The organism is Candidatus Pantoea gossypiicola (assembly GCF_008632075.1).
Taxonomy (GTDB): Bacteria; Pseudomonadota; Gammaproteobacteria; order Enterobacterales; family Enterobacteriaceae; genus Pantoea; species Pantoea gossypiicola.
The window spans coordinates 26,612-44,436 of the sequence record NZ_VWVM01000015.1 but is presented as its reverse complement, the minus strand read 5'-3'; the positions used below and the strand labels follow the sequence as shown (position 1 = coordinate 44,436).

Here is a 17,825-nt window from a genome sequence, read left to right as displayed (position 1 = left end):
GAGCTTGATTGCGCTGAGGTGCTGGCTGATAATAGCGTAATTAAGGTCGTTTTCTGACCTGGGCGTTTACCGGAGTAAAACATGAGTGATGAAGTAGTAGCACTGCCGTTGCAGTTTACCGACGCCGCAGCCACCAAGGTGAAGAACCTGATTGCCGACGAAGAGAACCCGGCGCTGAAACTTCGCGTCTATATCACCGGTGGCGGTTGCAGTGGTTTCCAGTACGGCTTCACCTTTGATGACCAACTGAATGATGGCGACATGACGATCGAAAAGCAGGGCGTCTCGCTGGTGGTTGACCCGATGAGCCTGCAATATCTGGTGGGCGGTTCAGTGGATTATACCGAAGGTCTGGAAGGCTCACGCTTTATCGTGACCAATCCGAATGCCAAAACCACCTGTGGCTGTGGCTCTTCCTTCAGTATCTGATGACGAAGGCCGTCATCACGACGGCCTCGTTTACCACTCTATTGTGACCAGCCGGTTACTCTGTTTCACACTTCCCTGCGACTGAATCTGACTATGGGTCACGCGTGGCTGCGCGCTTGCCTGTCTGCCGCAGTTCACCTGCGGCGCGGGCTGACCGTTAGCCGTGTTGATTTCACAGCGTGAATAGATGACAAGCCTGGCGCCTATAGAGCCATTAATCGATCCCGCAAATGCAGATCCGGCGATCGATAGCCCTATGGCCAGCAGCAGTGCTCTGGTCATAGATGGTTCCTGGTGTTTTAAAAAAGCGCCGTGGCGCTAAAAGGACGGCAAGCATACGTGGCCGGCTCGTCTCTGGTATTGATTAACGGCAAAAAGTGCAGCAACTTTAATCATTTCGCTGGTTTATTCAGCGGGATGCAGGGCCACACAGAGTTGCTGCGCCGCCAGCAGCAGTCGTGGGCCTGGCCGGCTCAGCCAGTCCTCGTTGATGGCAATCACCGGCACAGTGAGCTGTGGCCGCCAGAAGTCACGGATGTTTTCCGCCTGCTGTGCACTGCCCGCTGTCACCACGGCCTGAGGATGGCGCATCAGTACCTGCTCACGGCTAACCTGTGGCCAGCTGACGCGACTGTCGGCAAAGATATTCCTGCCACCACATAATGTAATAATCTCATTCTGCAGCGTGGCTCTGGCGGCGGTAAACAGCGGCTGCTGTCCAAACTGTAAAAAAAGCGGAACCGCAGTCAGGTGAGTATAGCGCTGACGCAGTGCGGCTTCCTGCTGCCGTAACGCCTGAGCCGCTCTGCTTGCCTGCTCCGGGCTGGGACTCCAGCGGCCCAGATCGACCAGCGCCGTGAACATCTCCTCCAGCGTCTGCGGATCAATCCATTTAACCGGTACCCCAAGCTGCTGCAACTGGTCAATCTGACGTTGCGGATTACCGCCGCGCCAGGCTAAGACCAGATCCGGTTTGAGCTGCAGAATGCGTTCGGCCTTGATGCCCTGCCAGTTGGCGACCTGTTCAATCTGTTTCGCCTGCGGCGGGTAGTCAGACCACGCACTGACCGCAATCGGCGTAATCCCGGCAGCAAAGGCGAGTTCAGTAAGGTGGGGAGCGAGGGTGATAACACGGGGCGGGGAGGCAAGCAGGCTGCCGCTCAACAGCAGCAGCCAGCAGAAAAGCAGCGTTTTAGCCACGCGCCAGATGCGCCAGCAGGTTCTCCACCAACAGCGAAGATTGCTTCGCCGCTACGCTTAAGAACTCATCAAAGCTGAGATGAGATTCCTTATCGGCCACGTCGGAAATCGCACGGACCACCACAAACGGTACCTGGAACTGATGACAGACGTGACCGATGGCAGTCGCTTCCATCTCAACGGCAATCGCCTGTGGGAACAGGTTGCGAATGCGCGCCAGCGGTTCGGCACCATTGATAAAGGCATCACCGCTTACCACCAGACCGCGTACGGCATTCAGGTCCAGCTGCTTAATGCAGGCTTCCGCTGCGGCGATAAGCTTGCTGTCTGCCATAAACGCGGCCGGGCAACCCGCCATCTGCCCTGGCTCGTAACCAAAAGCGGTGACATCCGCATCGTGATAACGCACTTCATCTGACACTACGATATCGCCGACGCTGAGCGACGGCGCTAAACCGCCCGCCGAACCGGTGTTGATCACCACATCGGGTTTGCAGAGCTGCAGCAGCAGCGTGGTGCCCAGCGCCGCAGAGGTTTTACCAATGCCTGATTTCAGCAGTGCCACCTCAACGCCCTGCAGGGTGCCGGTATAGATTTCACAACCCGCCAGCGACAGCGTTTGACGGTTTTCAATTTTGTCGCGCAGCAGTGTGACTTCCTGCTCCATCGCGCCAATAATGCCTGCTTTCATAGTGAGTTCCGCTAATGTAAAGAATCAAAATTTAGGGCATAGTCTACCATGGCATCCAGGGGATTAATTCACGAAAAAGTCAGGGGTAATTCATGTCGGCGATCAATTTCAGGAAGAAGATCAGCTTCTCGCGCCCTTATACCAGCCGAAAAGATCCGGAAGGCGAATATTACATTACCCGCCATTTTGAGAGCGATCGTGGACGGATTATCAACTCTGCCGCCATCCGGCGACTGCAGCAGAAAACGCAGGTCTTTCCGCTGGAGCGCAATGCCGCCGTCCGTTCCCGACTGACGCACTCGCTGGAGGTGCAGCAGACCGGACGCTACATCACCAAAGAGATCCTGCAAACCCTGAAGATGCAGGGTGGACTGGCACAATATGGTCTGGATGAGCTTGAAGGCGCTTTTGAAAGCCTGATCGAAATGGCGTGTCTGCTGCATGACGTGGGTAATCCGCCGTTTGGTCATTTTGGCGAGGCGGCTATTAACGACTGGTTTGAAGATAACCTGGCTGCCGAGCTGGTCGATCCGCTGGTGGCGGGGGTTGAAGGCGATGCGCAGCGTAAAGCCTTTGATGAGCTGAACGCCATGATACGCCAGGATCTCTGCCATTTTGAGGGCAACGCGCAGGCTATCCGTATGGTGCATACGCTGCTGCAACTCAATCTCAGCTACTCTCAGGTCGCCTGTATTCTGAAATACACTGCACCTGCCTGGTGGCAGGGTGAAAAGCCTGCCGAATTTAGCGTGTTAATGAAGAAGCCCGGTTTTTATCTCTCTGAGCAGGATTATATTGCCGACCTGCGTGCTGCCACCAATATGGAAGAACACCACCGCTTTCCGCTCACCTATATAATGGAAGCGGCGGATGATATCTCCTATTGTATTGCCGATTTGGACGACGCTGTAGAAAAAGATATCTTTAATGTTGAGAGTTTGTTTGAATTTCTCAATAAAACCTGGGGGCCGGTTAAAAATAATGACGCTTTCAGCCGAACTATTGGTGAAGCCTGGCGTGAAGCCTGCAGTAAAAAACGCCGCAGCCGCAGCGATCAGTTTTTTATGTCATTACGCGTAAATGTTCAGAGCGTGCTGGTCAGTTACGCGGTGAAACGTTTTGTTGATAATCTTCCTGCAATATTCGAGGGAAGTTTTAACCATGCGCTGCTGGAAGATGAGGGTGAAGAGGGTCGCTTACTGCAACTGTTTAAGACCGTTGCGCGCCAGCAGGTGTTTAATCACTCCGAAGTTGAACAGCTGGAGCTGCAGGGTTACCGCGTGATTAAAGGGCTGCTGGAGATCTATCAGCCGCTGATGCGCCTCAATTATGAAGCCTTTACCACGCTGATGAATGAGGATTTTTTACGCCAGCACCCGATTGAAACGCGACTTTTTCATAAGCTCTCCGGGAAACACCGCAAAGCCTATTTGCACAAGATGCGTAATCTGGTTGTGGAGCATAAATATCAGCGGCTGTTGTGGGAGCGTTATTATCGCTTCCGGCTTATTCAGGATTATATTAGCGGTATGACCGATCTCTATGCCTGGGATGAGTACCGGCGTCTGATGGCAGTAGAATAAGCCGCCGATTGTAAAGAGCGCGAATAAATTTTTACCTTTGACTTAAACTTTTAAAGGAACTTCGCGCTAAAACATTTATCTCACCTTTCGACCACAGCAATGGTCTGAACAGTAATCTTATTGAGAAACGAAAAATGAAAAAAAAGACTTTAGTGTTAAGTGCGCTGGCGTTGAGCCTGAGCATGGCGCTCGCCCCTGTTACTGTTTCTGCTGCGCAAACGGCCTCTTCCGAAAGCCAGCAACTGCCAAGCCTGGCTCCCATGCTGGAAAAAGTGATGCCGTCTGTGGTCAGTATCAGCGTTGAGGGCACCACCACAGTCAAAACGCCACGCATGCCACAGCAGTTTCAGCAATTCTTTGGCGACAATTCGCCATTCTGCCAGGACGGTTCACCGTTCCAGGGTTCACCCATGTGCCAGAACGGTGGTAACGGCGGAGCGCCAGGCCCGGATACCCAGCAGGAGAAATTCCGCGCGCTGGGATCGGGTGTCATCATTAACGCCGAGAAAGGCTATGTGGTCACCAACAACCACGTGGTGAACAATGCCACCAAAATTCAGGTGCAGCTGAGCGATGGCCGTCGCTATGACGCCAAAGTCATTGGCAAAGATCCGAGTTCCGATATTGCGCTGGTGCAGCTGCAGGACGCCAAAAACCTGACCGCAGTGAAGATCGCCGACTCTGACAGCCTGCGGGTGGGTGATTACACCGTGGCCATCGGTAACCCTTACGGACTGGGCGAAACCGTGACGTCAGGTATCGTCTCTGCGCTGGGACGCAGCGGCCTGAATGTGGAAAATTATGAGAACTTTATTCAGACCGATGCGGCGATTAACCGGGGCAACTCCGGTGGTGCGCTGGTTAACCTCAACGGTGAGCTGATCGGGATTAACACCGCGATTCTGGCACCGGATGGCGGCAACATCGGTATCGGCTTTGCTATCCCCAGCAACATGGTGAAAAACCTGACGGCGCAGATGGTGGAGTTTGGACAGGTGAAACGCGGCGAGCTGGGCGTGCAGGGCACGGAACTCAATTCCGAACTGGCTAAAGCGATGAAGGTGGACGCACAGCGTGGTGCGTTTGTCAGCCAGGTACTGCCAGACTCCGCTGCCGCGAAAGCGGGTATTAAAGCCGGTGACGTGATTGTCTCCATGAACGGCAAACCGCTGAGCAGCTTTGCTTCACTGCGTGCAGAAGTGGGTTCACTGCCGGTTGGCACCACCCTGAAGCTGGGCCTGCTGCGTGACGGCAAACCGGTCGATGTTTCTGTTAAGTTGCAGCAGAGCAGCCAGGCGAAAGTGCAGTCCGCCACCATCTACAACGGCATTGAAGGCGCTGACCTCAGCAATGTTGAAACCGGCGATAAAGGCGTTCGCGTTGATAATGTGAAAGCGGGCAGTGCCGCAGCGCGTATCGGCCTGAAGAAGGGTGACGTGATTCAGGGCGTTAACCAGCAGCCGGTAACCAACCTCGGCGAGCTGCGCAAAGTCCTCGATACCAAGCCCGCTGTTCTGGCGCTGAATGTGAAGCGCGGCGATAGCAGTATCTACCTGCTGATGCAGTAACGGAACGACCACTGATAAAGAGGCGGACTGCGGTCTGCCTTTTTTATGCCCGGCGTTTGCCCCGGCAGAGTGTGATGCTTACCGCAAATTCGGCAAATGACCGGCTGGCTCTATGCAAATGCACAATGTGCTGCCTGCTTCCCATGCGTATTCTGTTTCTCCCCCCTCTTTTTCAGGAGTAATGGATGGCTACCTATCACCTTGATGCCCGGCTGGCACAGGATATCGTGGCGCGCACCATGAAAATTATTGACAGCAATGTCAATGTGATGGATGCGCGGGGCCGCATTATCGGCAGCGGTGACCGGGAACGCATTGGGGAGTTGCACGAAGGTGCGCTGCTGGTGCTTTCGCAGGGCCGCGTAGTCGACATCGATGAAGCGGTAGCTAAACACCTTCATGGCGTACGGCCCGGCATTAACCTGCCGCTGCGCATTGATGGTGACATCGTCGGGGTGATTGGCCTGACCGGCGAGCCGCTGGCCTTGAGACACTACGGCGAGCTGGTCTGCATGACCGCAGAAATGATGCTGGAGCAGGCGCGGCTTCTGCATATGCTGGCACAGGACAGCCGTCTGCGTGAAGAGCTGGTGCTGAATCTCATCCGCAGCGATACTCTGTCGCCACAGCTCACCGAATGGGCTCAGCGGCTTGGCATCGATCTTAATCAACCGCGAGTGGTGGCCGTTCTGGAGGTGGATAGCGGTCAGCTTGGTGTCGACAGTGCGATGTCAGAGCTACAGCAACTGCAAACGCTGCTGACCACACCGGAGCGCGATAATCTGATCGCCATTGTGTCACTGACCGAAATGGTGGTGCTGAAACCCGCCCTGAATGGGCATGGACGTTACGATCAGGATGATCATCGACGCCGCGTTGAGCAGTTGCTGCAGCGGATGAAAGAGAGTGGTCATCTTCGGATGCGCATCGCGCTGGGTAACTTCTTTACCGGGCCGGGCAGTATCGCACGCTCTTACCGGACGGCGCGCACCACCATGATGGTGGGCAAGCAGCGTATGCCCGAAGTGCGCAGCTATTTTTATCAGGATCTGGTACTGCCGGTGCTGCTCGACAGCCTGCGAGGCGGCTGGCAGGCCAATGAACTCGCCCGGCCGCTGGCGAAGCTCAAGAGCATGGATAACAACGGTTTGCTGCGCCGCACGCTAATCGCTTGGTTCACCCATAACGTCCAGCCGAGCGCTACCGCACGTGCGCTGTTCATTCATCGTAATACGCTGGAGTACCGCCTGAACCGGATTTCTGAACTGACCGGACTGAATCTGGGCCATTTTGACGACAGGCTGTTGCTCTATGTGGCTTTGCAACTGGATGAGCAGGGGTAGAGAGCAGATTTGCGGCATAAAAAAGGCCAGCAAAGCTGGCCTCTCTTGTCGTACAGGACATTAACGGCTGTTACGGGTTAATTTTTCCAGGTCCGATTCAATTTCTGAGATCTTGTGGGCGACGACGCTTTCCAGATGACGCAGGTCATCCAGAATTTTGCGTTTCAGATCCACTTCAACCTGATCGCGCTGGCAAATCTGGTCCAGTTCATCGATGACATAACGCAGATTCGGGCTGATTTCCTGAACTTCTTTGTAGCCCTGCGTCGCGTGATCGGCAACGACAGTTTTGCGCTGGCGCGGATATTTGAATTTAACGCTCTTCGCGAAAAACTCGCCTTTATCTTTGCGGAAGTAGATCTTCAGAATGTCGTTATTGGCTTCCTGACGCAGGCTGTAGCGGTCAATGTCGTCCGGATTACTGATACCTAAGCTTTTCAGATTGTCATACATAGCGTTGTTTCCATCAAAAGTGAGAAGCGCGCAGACTTGTTCATGACGTCCGTCAACTGTAGACATAAATAAGCGGGATGAACATTGCGCGACAGGATTTAACTGGCGCGGATTATGACCTGGATAAAAACTAAACGCACCAGTTAATTCGCGGCGCGAAGCATGTTATTTGGTAATGACTGTAAAGAAAAGATGACGGGCTGGTTTCCAGCCCGTCAGATTAATCACTCTATAGTGCGCAGCAGTTCGTTGATACCGGTTTTGCCCAGCGTTTTCGCATCGACTTTCTTCACGATCACCGCACAGTAGAGACTGTAGCTGCCATCTTTGGACGGCAGGTTACCTGAAACCACCACGGAACCGGCAGGCACACGACCATAATGGACTTCGCCCGTTTCGCGGTCATAAATTTTGGTGCTCTGACCGATGTAAACGCCCATTGAGATCACTGAGCCTTCTTCAACAATCACGCCTTCAACGATTTCAGAGCGTGCGCCAATGAAGCAGTTGTCTTCGATAATGGTCGGGTTAGCCTGCAGCGGTTCCAGCACGCCACCGATACCCACGCCGCCAGAAAGGTGAACGTTTTTACCAATCTGCGCACAGGAGCCGACGGTCGCCCAGGTGTCTACCATGGTACCTTCATCTACGAAAGCGCCAATGTTGACGTAAGAAGGCATCAGCACCGTATTGCGGGCGATACAGGCACCCTGACGGACAGCCGCAGGCGGCACGACGCGGAAGCCTGCAGCTTTGAAACGCGCTTCGTCCCAGCCGGCAAACTTCATTGGCACTTTGTCGTAAAAGCGGGTTTCTGCACCTTCCATTACCTGATTGTCATTGATGCGGAAAGAGAGCAGCACTGCTTTCTTCAGCCACTGATGCGTTACCCACTCGCCGTCGATCTTCTCAGCAACGCGCAGCTCACCGCTGTCCAGCAGAGAGATCACCTGGTTGATGGCATCACGGGTTTCGCTGTCAACGCTGGCAGGGGTGATGTCAGCGCGACGTTCGAAGGCGGATTCAATAACGCTCTGTAACTGTTGCATATTTTTTTCCTGATCTGTCATGTGCGATGCCGGGCAATAACCCGACACAAGTAAAGAGATTAATGTTTACAAATCGAGTCTGGTCACACTTTATCGTTTGGATTAAGGGCCTCTGTCAACCGTTGTTGCAACGCTTTGCGCATTTCTTCGTCCAGCGCCTGACGTTCACTGTTGGCCAGAATAAACAAATCTTCGACCCGCTCGCCGATGGTACTGATGCGTGCGCCGTGCAGCGACACACCGAGATCGGCAAAAACTTCGCCGACCCGCGCCAGCAGGCCTGGCTGATCCAGCGCCACCAGCTCCAGGTAGCTGCGACGATCAGTATGCGTTGGCAGAAAATTGACCTCGGTATCCACGCTAAAATGTCGGAGTTTGGCTGACGGACGGCGGGTACGCGGCGGCACCCAGTCAGACTGGGTGATCGCCTGCTCCAGCGCCTGAATGATCATCGGATGGCGATCTGGCGACAGCGGGCTGCCATCCGGTTCCAGCACAATAAAGGTATCCATGGCCATGCCGTCGCGGCTGGTAAAGATCTGCGCGTCGTGAACGCTGAGATTGCGGCGGTCGAGTTCTCCGGCGACGGCGGCAAACAGGTGCGGACGATCGGGACTCCAGATGAAAATTTCGGTTCCGCCGCGCGTGGCCTGCGGACTGACCAGCACCAGCGGTTTCTTCAGATCGTGAACCAGTAAGTGGCGGGCATGCCAGGCAATCTGATTAGGCGTATGGCGCAGGAAATAATCTGCCCGGCAGCGATTCCAGATCTGGTGCAGGCGCTCTTCATCGATGTTGTCCATCCGTAGCAGCGCCAGCGCCTGCAGGCGATGGTGACGCACCCGCTCACGCAGGTCCGGACTGTTTTCCATGCCGCGTCGCAACTGCTTCTCGGTGGCGAAAAAGAGCTCGCGCAGCAGGCTCTGCTTCCAGCTGTTCCACAGGCTTTCGTTGGTGGCGCAGATATCGGCGACGGTCAGGCAAACCAGATAGCGCAGCCGGTTCTCATTCTGCATCACCTCAGCGAACTGCTGGATCACCGTCGGGTCCTGAATATCGCGCCTTTGCGCTGTCACTGACATCAGCAGATGATGGCGCACCAGCCAGGCCACCAGCTGCGTTTCCCGCGAGTTCAGGCCATGCATTTCAGCGAAGTCGAGCGCGTCCTGTGCGCCGAGAATCGAGTGATCGCCGCCGCGCCCTTTGGCAATGTCGTGCAGCAGTGCTGCCATCAGCAACAACTCCTGCTGTGGCAGACGCGGCCATAACTCTACGCAGAGCGGATGCTGCGGACGGGTGGTTTCATTGGCAAAGCTTTCCAGCTTCTGCAACACGCGGATAGTGTGCTCATCCACGGTGTAGGCGTGAAACAGATCAAACTGCATCTGGCCGACAATATGGCCCCACAGCGGCGTGTAAGCCCATAACACGCTGTGACGGTGCATCGGTACCAGTGCCCGGCTGACCGCCCCGGGATGACGCAGAATCGACATAAAAGTGCGACGCGCTTCCGGAATCTGACACAGCGGCTGTTTAAGATGACGACGCGCATGGCGCAGATGACGCAGAGTCGTGGAGTAGATCCCTTTGATGCTGTCGTTACGCACCATGACATAGAACATGCGCAGAATTGCCTGCGGTTCGCGGGTAAACAGCGTTTCATCGCGCAGGTCGATCAAATCGCCACGCAGCTGGAAATCATCATCGACAGGTCTCGGTTTTTCGCTGGTAGAGAGCGCCAGAATCGCCTCATCAAACAGCTGCAGCAGCATCTGATTCAGTTCGCCGATGCGCCGCGTGACGCGATAGAAGTCTTTCATCATTCGCTCGACCGGCTCATTACCTTCACCCTGGTAATTCAGGCGCTGCGCCACGCTGAGCTGGCGATCGAACAGCAGCCGATTATCGTAGCGGGGCAGGGAGAGATGCAGGGCAAAGCGGATGCGCCAGAGAAATTCCTGGCATTCGTTGAGTTCGCTGCGCTCCGCATCGGTGAGGAAACCAAAGCCAACCATCTCATCCAGCGTGGTGGCACCAAAATGACGTCGGGCGACCCACTGCAGCGTATGGATATCGCGCAGACCACCCGGACTGCTCTTGATGTCCGGCTCAAGGTTATAGCTGGTGCCGTGGTAACGCTTGTGGCGTTCCTGCTGTTCTTCAATTTTGGCGGCAAAGAAGGTGGATGAGGGCCAGAAGCCGTCACTGAAGATGTTTTTCTGCAGTTCCAGAAACAGCGCCACGTCGCCGGTCAGCATTCGCGACTCAATCAGGTTGGTGGCAACGGTAAGGTCTGACAGTCCTTCCAGCAGACACTCTTCCAGCGTGCGGACACTATGGCCCACTTCCAGCTTGAGGTCCCACATCAGCGTCAGCAGATCGCTGGTGCGCTGTGCGGCCTGTTCGTCCAGCGGCTGTCGGCTGAGGATCAACACATCAATGTCAGAGAGCGGATGCAGTTCGGCACGGCCATAGCCGCCTACGGCGACCAGCGCGATAGAGGGCATCGCATCAAAGCCAAAAAAGCGCCACAGGCGACGTAGCAGCCGATCGATAAACAGCGTACGCGCATCAATCAGCGGCTCAACGGCTTCACCGGCATCAAATGCGGCAGCCAGGTGCTGCTGAAACTGCTCCAGCCGCGGCTTCAGAATGTCGCGGGTCAGCTGGTCGTCACCCCATTCGGCCGGCGAATCGACCAGACCGTTTTTTACCTCTTCTGACAGACTCACGCTCATGCAGCTTTTCTCTATTTTTAGCCAAAAAAAAGCCGGCTCATCGCCGGCTTGATCTGTGTGAGGAAAATTACCCTTCAGCAACGAGCACGGCAGGGATCGTGTCATCTTTACGCAGGGTTAAAATCTCACAGCCGTTTTCCGTCACCACAATAGTATGCTCATACTGTGCGGACAAGCTGCGATCTTTGGTTTTTACCGTCCAGCCATCTTTCATTGTGCGGATGCGGTAATCACCGGCATTGACCATCGGTTCTACCGTAAAGGTCATGCCTGCCTGCAGTACCACGCCGCTGTCATCGGCATCGTAATGCAGCACCTGCGGCTCTTCGTGGAAGCCCTTACCGATGCCATGGCCGCAATATTCGCGCACCACGGAGAAGTCATTCGCTTCCACATACTTCTGGATAGCCCGGCCCAGCTCGCGCAGACGAATGCCGGGCTTAATCAAACGCAGGGAAAGATAGAGGCTCTCCTGCGTGACGCGGCACAGGCGCTCGCCCTGAATGGTCGGCTTGCCGACGATAAACATCTTAGAGGTGTCGCCGTGGTACTCATCTTTAATCACGGTGACATCAATATTGACGATATCGCCATCTTTTAACGGGCGATCGTCGCTGGGGATGCCGTGGCACACCACTTCATTAACGGAGATGCAGACCGATTTCGGAAAGCCGTGATAGCCGAGGCAGGCAGAGACCGCCTGTTGCTTTTGGGTAATGTGCTCGTGGCAGATGCGGTCCAGTTCACCGGTGGTCACACCCGGTTTAACGTAGGGTTCGATCATCTCCAGCACTTCGGCGGCCAGTCGGCCCGCGACGCGCATTTTTTCGATTTCTTCAGGGGTTTTAATTGAAATTGCCATTAAATTAATCCGCAGTTGTCGAAATTTTCGACAATAATAAGTTCTGTGCTGTCATGTTAGCAGTCAGCAAATGGGCTGCCAAATAGAGAACGCGCTGGCCTCTGTCAGCGATCATTTATTGGCGTCACTGGGCTGGTTGTGATATAAAGCGCGCCGACGATTCTCTGTATGGCCGTCTCGGTCAGCAGGAAACGCATAACTCTCATTATGTGTACTAAAACACACATGTATCGACACATACGCCGGGGTGCCTTGAAAGAGGTCGGTCGTATGGGATACATGGAGGCCCAACCCCAATCAAACTTTAGAGGTTTTATCATGGCAACTGTTTCCATGCGCGACATGCTCCAGGCTGGTGTTCACTTCGGTCACCAGACCCGTTACTGGAACCCAAAAATGAAGCCATTCATCTTTGGTGCTCGTAACAAGGTTCACATCATCAACCTGGAAAAAACGGTTCCTATGTTCAACGAAGCTCTGGCTGAACTGAACAAGATCGCTTCCCGTAAAGGTAAGATCCTGATCGTAGGGACTAAGCGCGCTGCTGCTGAAGCGGTAAAAGAGTCTGCACTGAGCTGCGACCAGTTCTTCGTAAACCATCGCTGGTTAGGTGGCATGCTGACTAACTGGAAAACCGTGCGTCAGTCAATCAAACGTCTGAAAGATCTGGAGACTCAGTCTCAGGATGGTACGTTCGACAAACTGACCAAAAAAGAAGCGCTGATGCGTGCACGTGAGCTGGCCAAGCTGGAAAACAGCCTGGGCGGTATCAAAGACATGGGCGGTCTGCCAGACGCGCTGTTTGTTGTTGATGCTGACCACGAACACATCGCAATCAAAGAAGCAAACAACCTGGGTATCCCGGTATTTGCTATCGTTGATACCAACTCAGATCCAGATGGCGTTGATTTCGTTATCCCAGGTAACGACGATGCGATCCGTGCTGTAAACCTGTACCTGACTGCCGTTGCGACCACCGTTCGCGAAGGCCGCTCTCAGGACCTGGCTGAGCAAGCTGAAGAAGCGTCTTTAGAAAACGCTTAATTAAGGTTTGCTCTGCATAAGAGCCCTTAGCATTCAGATGTGATCTGTAAGGGGCCTATAGTGGCCCCTTTATTTATCTAAGTCTGTTACGCCCCCAACCGGACGGCGGGACAGAGTAAATTTTCCGCAAATAAGTGTCTGCGGGTACCTATGTACACAGGCACGAACCGAGGATTCTGGAATGGCTGACATTACCGCTGCATTGGTAAAAGAACTGCGCGAGCGTACTGGCGCTGGCATGATGGATTGCAAAAAAGCGCTGACTGAAGCGAACGGCGACATTGAGCTGGCGATTGAGAATATGCGTAAGTCTGGCGCAATCAAAGCAGCGAAAAAAGCAGGCAACGTTGCTGCTGATGGCGTAATCAAAACCAAAATCGTTGGCGACTACGGTGTGATTCTGGAAGTTAACTGCCAGACTGACTTCGTAGCAAAAGATGGCGGTTTCCAGGCTTTCGCAGACAAAGTTCTGGATGCGGCTGCCGCTAATCGCGTCACTGACGTTGAAGTCCTGAAAGCGCAGTTCGAAGAAGAGCGCGTTGCACTGGTTGCTAAAATCGGTGAGAACATCAACATCCGTCGCGTTGCAATCCTGGAAGGCGCAGAGCTGGGCAGCTACCTGCACGGCGCGCGTATCGGCGTTCTGGTTTCAGCGAAAGGCGCTAATGAAGATCTGATCAAACAGATCGCGATGCACGTTGCAGCGAGCAAGCCTGAATTCGTTAAGCCAGAAGACGTTTCTGCTGACGTGGTTGATAAAGAGTACCAGGTTCAGCTGGACATCGCGATGCAGTCTGGCAAGCCAAAAGAGATCGCAGAGAAGATGGTTGAAGGCCGTATGAAGAAATTCACCGGCGAAGTCTCTCTGACAGGTCAGGCTTTCGTTATCGACCCAAGCAAAACCGTTGGCCAGGCTCTGAAAGAGCAGGGCGCTGACGTGATCAACTTCATCCGCTTCGAAGTGGGTGAAGGCATCGAGAAAGTTGAGTCTGACTTCGCTGCAGAAGTTGCAGCAATGTCCAAACAGTCTTAATGCTCTGAAAGAACCGCCAGATGGCGGTTCTTTTTTGTCTGTGAATCGCAACAGACACGTTTTCAGTTTCATCCCAATAGCATTTTCTTTGCGGTAAGCGGATGATCGATCAGAATTTACTTCTCCTTTACACCCAATCTTCCAGGAAGAACTGACCATGGCGACCAACGCAAAACCTGTTTATCAACGTATCCTGCTTAAACTCAGCGGCGAAGCTCTGCAAGGCGCTGAAGGTTTTGGTATCGACGCGAGTGTGCTTGACCGCATGGCACAAGAGGTAAAAGAGCTGGTTGAGCTGGGCATCCAGGTTGGCGTGGTAATTGGCGGAGGGAACCTGTTCCGCGGCGCGAGCCTGCAGCAGGCAGGTATGAACCGTGTCGTAGGTGACCACATGGGTATGCTGGCGACTGTAATGAATGGCCTGGCGATGCGTGATGCACTGCACCGCGCCTATGTGAATGCACGCCTGATGTCAGCGATTCCACTCAATGGCGTCTGTGACAACTACAGCTGGGCAGAAGCGATCAGCCTGCTGCGTAACAACCGCGTCGTCATCTTCTCCGCCGGTACCGGCAACCCGTTCTTTACCACCGACTCTGCGGCGTGTCTGCGTGGCATTGAGATTGAAGCGGACGTGGTACTGAAGGCGACCAAAGTTGACGGCGTCTACTCTGCCGATCCGGTGAAAAGCCCGGATGCGACACTGTATGATCAACTGACCTATGCCGAAGTCCTGGATAAAGAGCTGAAAGTGATGGATCTGGCGGCCTTTACTCTGGCGCGTGACCACAAATTACCTATCCGTGTTTTCAACATGAATAAACCTGGCGCACTGCGTCGCGTAGTGATGGGTGAAAAAGAAGGCACCCTGATTACGCATTAATACCCGAGGCGAGATAAAATAAGGTATATTCTGTCAGCGCGATGAGAATGCATCGCGCACCAGTCAGGATTATCGATGATTATCGATCCCGCTTCCGGTTATGCCGGAACTGGCCAGGTCAAACCGAATCCAAGGGTTTCAACGTGATTAACGACATCAAAAAAGATGCTGACACGCGCATGGAAAAATGCGTTGAAGCATTCAAAACGACCATCAGCAAAGTGCGCACCGGTCGTGCGTCACCTACGCTGCTCGACGGCATCGTCGTCGAATATTACGGCACGCCGACGCCACTGCGTCAGCTGGCTTCTGTCACTGTGGAAGATTCACGCACGCTGAAAATCAACGTGTTTGATCGTTCACTGAGTTCGGCAGTCGAAAAAGCGATCATGAAGTCTGATCTCGGTCTGAACCCAAGTTCAGCCGGTACTGACATCCGTGTTCCGCTGCCAGCGCTGACAGAAGAGCGTCGTAAAGATCTGATTAAAATCGTGCGCGGCGAAGCCGAGCAGGGCCGTGTGTCGGTACGTAACGTCCGTCGCGATGCCAACGATAAAATCAAAGCACTGCTGAAAGATAAAGAAATCAGTGAAGACGACGAACGTCGTGCGCAGGACGAAGTGCAAAAAATGACCGATGCATACATCAAGAAAGTTGATGCTGCACTGTCAGAAAAAGAGACGGAGCTGATGGATTTCTGATTCCATCACTGCCGGACAAAACGCCGTACAGAGAGGTATTCGTATGAATGCGACATCTGGCGGCGTTTTACATTGTGCCTGCGGGCACGCTGACTTCACACGGATAGCCTCATGAAGCGATTAACTCTGCTGGGATCCACCGGCTCGATCGGCACCAGTACGCTGGCGGTGGTTCGCGCCAACCCAGAGCTTTATCAGATTACGGCGCTGGTTGCCGGCCATAACGTGGCGCTGATGGCCGAACAGTGTGCGGCTTTCAGGCCACGCTATGCCTGCATGGCAGACAAGACTTCTGCCGCTGCGCTGCGTGAGCGACTGAGAGCAATCAGGGTCAATACTGAAGTGCTCTCCGGCGTTCAGGCAGCCTGTGAGCTGGCCGCGCTGGATGAGGTGGATCAGGTGATGGCGGCCATTGTCGGTGCATCAGGTTTGCTGCCAACGCTGGCCGCTATTCGCGCCGGTAAAACGGTGCTGCTGGCCAACAAAGAATCGCTTGTCACCTGCGGCCGTTTGTTTATGGAGGCGGTGCGTCATCATAACGCACAGTTACTACCAGTAGACAGCGAGCATAACGCCATTTTTCAGAGTTTACCGGCTACCATCCAGCATCAGTTAGGTTACGCTGACCTGCGGGATAATGGCATTGAGTCAATTATCCTTACGGGATCGGGTGGTCCTTTTCGTGACACAGATTTAGCGGATCTCAGCGCCATGTCGCCGGATCAGGCCTGTGCACATCCGAACTGGTCGATGGGAAGAAAAATCTCTGTCGATTCGGCCACCATGATGAATAAAGGTCTTGAGTACATTGAAGCCCGTTGGCTGTTTAATGCCAGCGCAGCGCAGATGGAAGTGATCCTTCACCCACAGTCGGTGATTCACTCCATGGTGCGATACTGCGATGGCAGCGTGCTGGCTCAGTTAGGTTCTCCCGATATGCGTACGCCCATTGCCCACAGTATGGCGTGGCCTTCGCGCATCAAAGCAGGCGTGACGCCGCTGGATTTTACCCGCATGTCGGCGCTGAGCTTTGCAGAACCTGATTTTAGTCGCTATCCCTGCCTGAAGCTGGCCATTGATGCCTGTGAGGCAGGGCAGGCGGCGACCACCACGCTGAATGCAGCCAACGAGGTTGCCGTCGCGGCTTTCCTGAATAACCAGATCCGCTTCACCGACATCGCTGCGCTTAATAGCGCGGTGATGGCGGCACAAGTGTGTCCGGAGCCGGATTCGGTGGACGCTGTCCTTGAAATTGATTGCTCCGCGCGCGCGCTGGCGGCAGAAATGTTGCCGCGCTTCACCTCGTGAAGCCGATCGTTATGAGGCCATTTGTTCGCTTCAGGTGAAAATGGTATAGTCGCTGGCTCGCGTTTCACGGTCTGTCACCGAATTCGGTGTGGCCCGGCACCAAAAGCGTGTCGGGATTTGAATCGGGCGCAATGTATTCAGAAACCACAGCATTTCTGATGAAAGGAATTGGTTAAGCGTTATGTCGTCTAACAATCACAACAACACTGATGACCAGCAGGGAAACGGTCCGCGCCATGTCGCTATCATCATGGATGGCAACGGTCGCTGGGCCAAAAATCAGGGAAAATTGCGTATTTCAGGCCACAAAGCGGGCGTTAAATCGGTGCGCCGTGCCGTCAGCTTTGCGGTCAGCAACAATCTTGAAGCCCTGACGCTTTACGCCTTCAGCAGTGAAAACTGGAGCCGTCCGGCACAGGAAGTCACCGCATTAATGGAACTGTTTGTCTGGGCGCTCGACAGCGAAGTAAAAAGCCTGCACAAACACAATGTTCGCTTACGCGTCATTGGCGATACCAGCCGTTTCAGCCCGCGTATTCAGGAACGTATTCGCCGTTCTGAGACGCTGACCGCAAATAATAGTGGCCTGACGCTCAACATTGCTGCCAACTATGGCGGCCGTTGGGATATTATCGAAGGCGTGAAAAAACTGGCTGAGCAGGTGCAGGAAGGATTACTGCGTCCTGACCAGATTACCGAAGAGAGCCTGACGTCGCAGCTCTGTATGCAGGAGCTGGCGCCAGTGGATTTAGTGATAAGGACCGGGGGAGAGCATCGGATTAGCAACTTCCTGCTGTGGCAGATTGCCTATGCTGAATTCTATTTTACCGATGTGCTCTGGCCGGATTTCGATGAACACGTTTTTGAAGGTGCACTGAATGCATTCTCTCTGCGGGAGCGTCGTTTTGGCGGCGCTGCACCAGGCGGCGCCTGAGCAATC

Annotated in this window: 17 protein-coding genes; 10 read left to right on the top strand and 7 right to left on the bottom strand. The window is 54.2% G+C overall.

Going from position 1 to position 17,825, the window contains the following annotated elements; genetic code table 11:
* Positions 1 to 81 precede the first annotated feature (81 nt).
* A complete protein-coding gene (gene erpA / locus F3I20_RS17680; protein WP_008925625.1) occupies positions 82 to 429 on the top strand; it encodes an iron-sulfur cluster insertion protein ErpA in 348 nt (115 codons plus the stop codon).
* A 30-nt stretch (positions 430 to 459) separates the two neighbouring features.
* Here erpA and F3I20_RS17675 read toward each other — a convergent pair whose 3' ends face one another.
* The 3 genes from F3I20_RS17675 to mtnN form a co-directional block, all read right to left on the bottom strand.
* Positions 460 to 711, bottom strand: a complete 252-nt coding sequence (locus F3I20_RS17675; protein WP_150010719.1) for a hypothetical protein — start codon at positions 709 to 711, stop codon at positions 460 to 462.
* Between the two features lie 123 nt (positions 712 to 834).
* Complete coding sequence (gene btuF, locus F3I20_RS17670; protein ID WP_150037663.1) at positions 835 to 1,629, bottom strand: vitamin B12 ABC transporter substrate-binding protein BtuF; 795 nt, start codon at positions 1,627 to 1,629, stop codon at positions 835 to 837.
* The gene (gene mtnN / locus F3I20_RS17665) at positions 1,622 to 2,320 is read right to left on the bottom strand and encodes a 5'-methylthioadenosine/S-adenosylhomocysteine nucleosidase (RefSeq protein ID WP_150010715.1); all 699 of its coding nucleotides are present in this window, start codon (positions 2,318 to 2,320) and stop codon (positions 1,622 to 1,624) included. The genes btuF and mtnN overlap by 8 nt, the downstream gene beginning before the upstream one ends.
* Positions 2,321 to 2,412: 92 nt before the next feature.
* Here mtnN and dgt point away from each other — a divergent pair, with 92 nt between their 5' ends.
* From dgt to F3I20_RS17650, 3 genes are all read left to right on the top strand, one after another.
* Positions 2,413 to 3,903 (top strand): dGTPase, encoded by a 1,491-nt coding sequence (dgt, locus tag F3I20_RS17660; RefSeq protein ID WP_150037664.1) that lies wholly within the window; start codon positions 2,413 to 2,415, stop codon positions 3,901 to 3,903.
* Positions 3,904 to 4,037: 134 nt separating this feature from the next.
* Positions 4,038 to 5,471, top strand: coding sequence for a serine endoprotease DegP (gene degP / locus F3I20_RS17655; protein ID WP_150010711.1), 1,434 nt, complete (start codon positions 4,038 to 4,040; stop codon positions 5,469 to 5,471).
* A 185-nt stretch (positions 5,472 to 5,656) separates the two neighbouring features.
* Entirely contained in the window at positions 5,657 to 6,814 is a 1,158-nt protein-coding gene (locus tag F3I20_RS17650) for a CdaR family transcriptional regulator (protein ID WP_013356833.1), read from the top strand.
* A 60-nt stretch (positions 6,815 to 6,874) separates the two neighbouring features.
* On the opposite strand, the gene F3I20_RS17645 is transcribed toward F3I20_RS17650, so the two are convergent.
* The 4 genes from F3I20_RS17645 to map form a co-directional block, all read right to left on the bottom strand.
* Positions 6,875 to 7,267 carry a DUF3461 family protein gene (locus F3I20_RS17645; RefSeq protein WP_033731626.1) on the bottom strand — a complete coding sequence of 131 codons (393 nt, stop codon included), beginning with the start codon at positions 7,265 to 7,267 and terminating at the stop codon, positions 6,875 to 6,877.
* A 224-nt stretch (positions 7,268 to 7,491) separates the two neighbouring features.
* Entirely contained in the window at positions 7,492 to 8,316 is an 825-nt protein-coding gene (gene dapD, locus F3I20_RS17640; RefSeq protein ID WP_150010709.1) for a 2,3,4,5-tetrahydropyridine-2,6-dicarboxylate N-succinyltransferase, read from the bottom strand.
* A gap of 83 nt (positions 8,317 to 8,399) precedes the next feature.
* Positions 8,400 to 11,054, bottom strand: coding sequence for a bifunctional uridylyltransferase/uridylyl-removing protein GlnD (gene glnD / locus F3I20_RS17635; protein WP_150037665.1), 2,655 nt, complete (start codon positions 11,052 to 11,054; stop codon positions 8,400 to 8,402).
* Positions 11,055 to 11,121: 67 nt separating this feature from the next.
* Positions 11,122 to 11,916, bottom strand: a complete 795-nt coding sequence (gene map, locus F3I20_RS17630; RefSeq protein ID WP_041456646.1) for a type I methionyl aminopeptidase — start codon at positions 11,914 to 11,916, stop codon at positions 11,122 to 11,124.
* Between the two features lie 318 nt (positions 11,917 to 12,234).
* Between map and rpsB the strand changes: the two genes are divergently transcribed.
* The 6 genes from rpsB to ispU all read left to right on the top strand — a co-directional run bounded on the left by rpsB (position 12,235) and on the right by ispU (position 17,819).
* Positions 12,235 to 12,960, top strand: coding sequence for a 30S ribosomal protein S2 (gene rpsB / locus F3I20_RS17625; protein ID WP_031375276.1), 726 nt, complete (start codon positions 12,235 to 12,237; stop codon positions 12,958 to 12,960).
* 181 nt (positions 12,961 to 13,141) lie between these two features.
* Positions 13,142 to 13,993 (top strand): translation elongation factor Ts, encoded by an 852-nt coding sequence (tsf, locus tag F3I20_RS17620; RefSeq protein ID WP_150010705.1) that lies wholly within the window; start codon positions 13,142 to 13,144, stop codon positions 13,991 to 13,993.
* Between the two features lie 157 nt (positions 13,994 to 14,150).
* Positions 14,151 to 14,876, top strand: coding sequence for a UMP kinase (gene pyrH, locus F3I20_RS17615; protein WP_013356840.1), 726 nt, complete (start codon positions 14,151 to 14,153; stop codon positions 14,874 to 14,876).
* Between the two features lie 143 nt (positions 14,877 to 15,019).
* Positions 15,020 to 15,577, top strand: a complete 558-nt coding sequence (gene frr / locus F3I20_RS17610) for a ribosome recycling factor (RefSeq protein ID WP_150010703.1) — start codon at positions 15,020 to 15,022, stop codon at positions 15,575 to 15,577.
* A 111-nt stretch (positions 15,578 to 15,688) separates the two neighbouring features.
* The gene (ispC, locus tag F3I20_RS17605; RefSeq protein WP_150037666.1) at positions 15,689 to 16,885 is read left to right on the top strand and encodes a 1-deoxy-D-xylulose-5-phosphate reductoisomerase; all 1,197 of its coding nucleotides are present in this window, start codon (positions 15,689 to 15,691) and stop codon (positions 16,883 to 16,885) included.
* A gap of 181 nt (positions 16,886 to 17,066) precedes the next feature.
* The gene (gene ispU / locus F3I20_RS17600) at positions 17,067 to 17,819 is read left to right on the top strand and encodes a (2E,6E)-farnesyl-diphosphate-specific ditrans,polycis-undecaprenyl-diphosphate synthase (protein WP_009091989.1); all 753 of its coding nucleotides are present in this window, start codon (positions 17,067 to 17,069) and stop codon (positions 17,817 to 17,819) included.
* Positions 17,820 to 17,825 lie beyond the last annotated feature (6 nt).

What these genes read in the sequence shown, in the direction of transcription:
- erpA (WP_008925625.1), top strand. Translation starts at nt 82, where the DNA reads ATGAGTGATGAAGTAGTAGCACTGCCGTTGCAGTTTACCGACGCCGCA.
- F3I20_RS17675 (WP_150010719.1), bottom strand. Translation starts at nt 711, where the DNA reads ATGACCAGAGCACTGCTGCTGGCCATAGGGCTATCGATCGCCGGATCT.
- mtnN (WP_150010715.1), bottom strand. Translation starts at nt 2,320, where the DNA reads ATGAAAGCAGGCATTATTGGCGCGATGGAGCAGGAAGTCACACTGCTG.
- dgt (WP_150037664.1), top strand. Translation starts at nt 2,413, where the DNA reads ATGTCGGCGATCAATTTCAGGAAGAAGATCAGCTTCTCGCGCCCTTAT.
- degP (WP_150010711.1), top strand. Translation starts at nt 4,038, where the DNA reads ATGAAAAAAAAGACTTTAGTGTTAAGTGCGCTGGCGTTGAGCCTGAGC.
- F3I20_RS17650 (WP_013356833.1), top strand. Translation starts at nt 5,657, where the DNA reads ATGGCTACCTATCACCTTGATGCCCGGCTGGCACAGGATATCGTGGCG.
- F3I20_RS17645 (WP_033731626.1), bottom strand. Translation starts at nt 7,267, where the DNA reads ATGTATGACAATCTGAAAAGCTTAGGTATCAGTAATCCGGACGACATT.
- dapD (WP_150010709.1), bottom strand. Translation starts at nt 8,316, where the DNA reads ATGCAACAGTTACAGAGCGTTATTGAATCCGCCTTCGAACGTCGCGCT.
- glnD (WP_150037665.1), bottom strand. Translation starts at nt 11,054, where the DNA reads ATGAGCGTGAGTCTGTCAGAAGAGGTAAAAAACGGTCTGGTCGATTCG.
- map (WP_041456646.1), bottom strand. Translation starts at nt 11,916, where the DNA reads ATGGCAATTTCAATTAAAACCCCTGAAGAAATCGAAAAAATGCGCGTC.
- rpsB (WP_031375276.1), top strand. Translation starts at nt 12,235, where the DNA reads ATGGCAACTGTTTCCATGCGCGACATGCTCCAGGCTGGTGTTCACTTC.
- tsf (WP_150010705.1), top strand. Translation starts at nt 13,142, where the DNA reads ATGGCTGACATTACCGCTGCATTGGTAAAAGAACTGCGCGAGCGTACT.
- pyrH (WP_013356840.1), top strand. Translation starts at nt 14,151, where the DNA reads ATGGCGACCAACGCAAAACCTGTTTATCAACGTATCCTGCTTAAACTC.
- ispC (WP_150037666.1), top strand. Translation starts at nt 15,689, where the DNA reads ATGAAGCGATTAACTCTGCTGGGATCCACCGGCTCGATCGGCACCAGT.
- ispU (WP_009091989.1), top strand. Translation starts at nt 17,067, where the DNA reads ATGTCGTCTAACAATCACAACAACACTGATGACCAGCAGGGAAACGGT.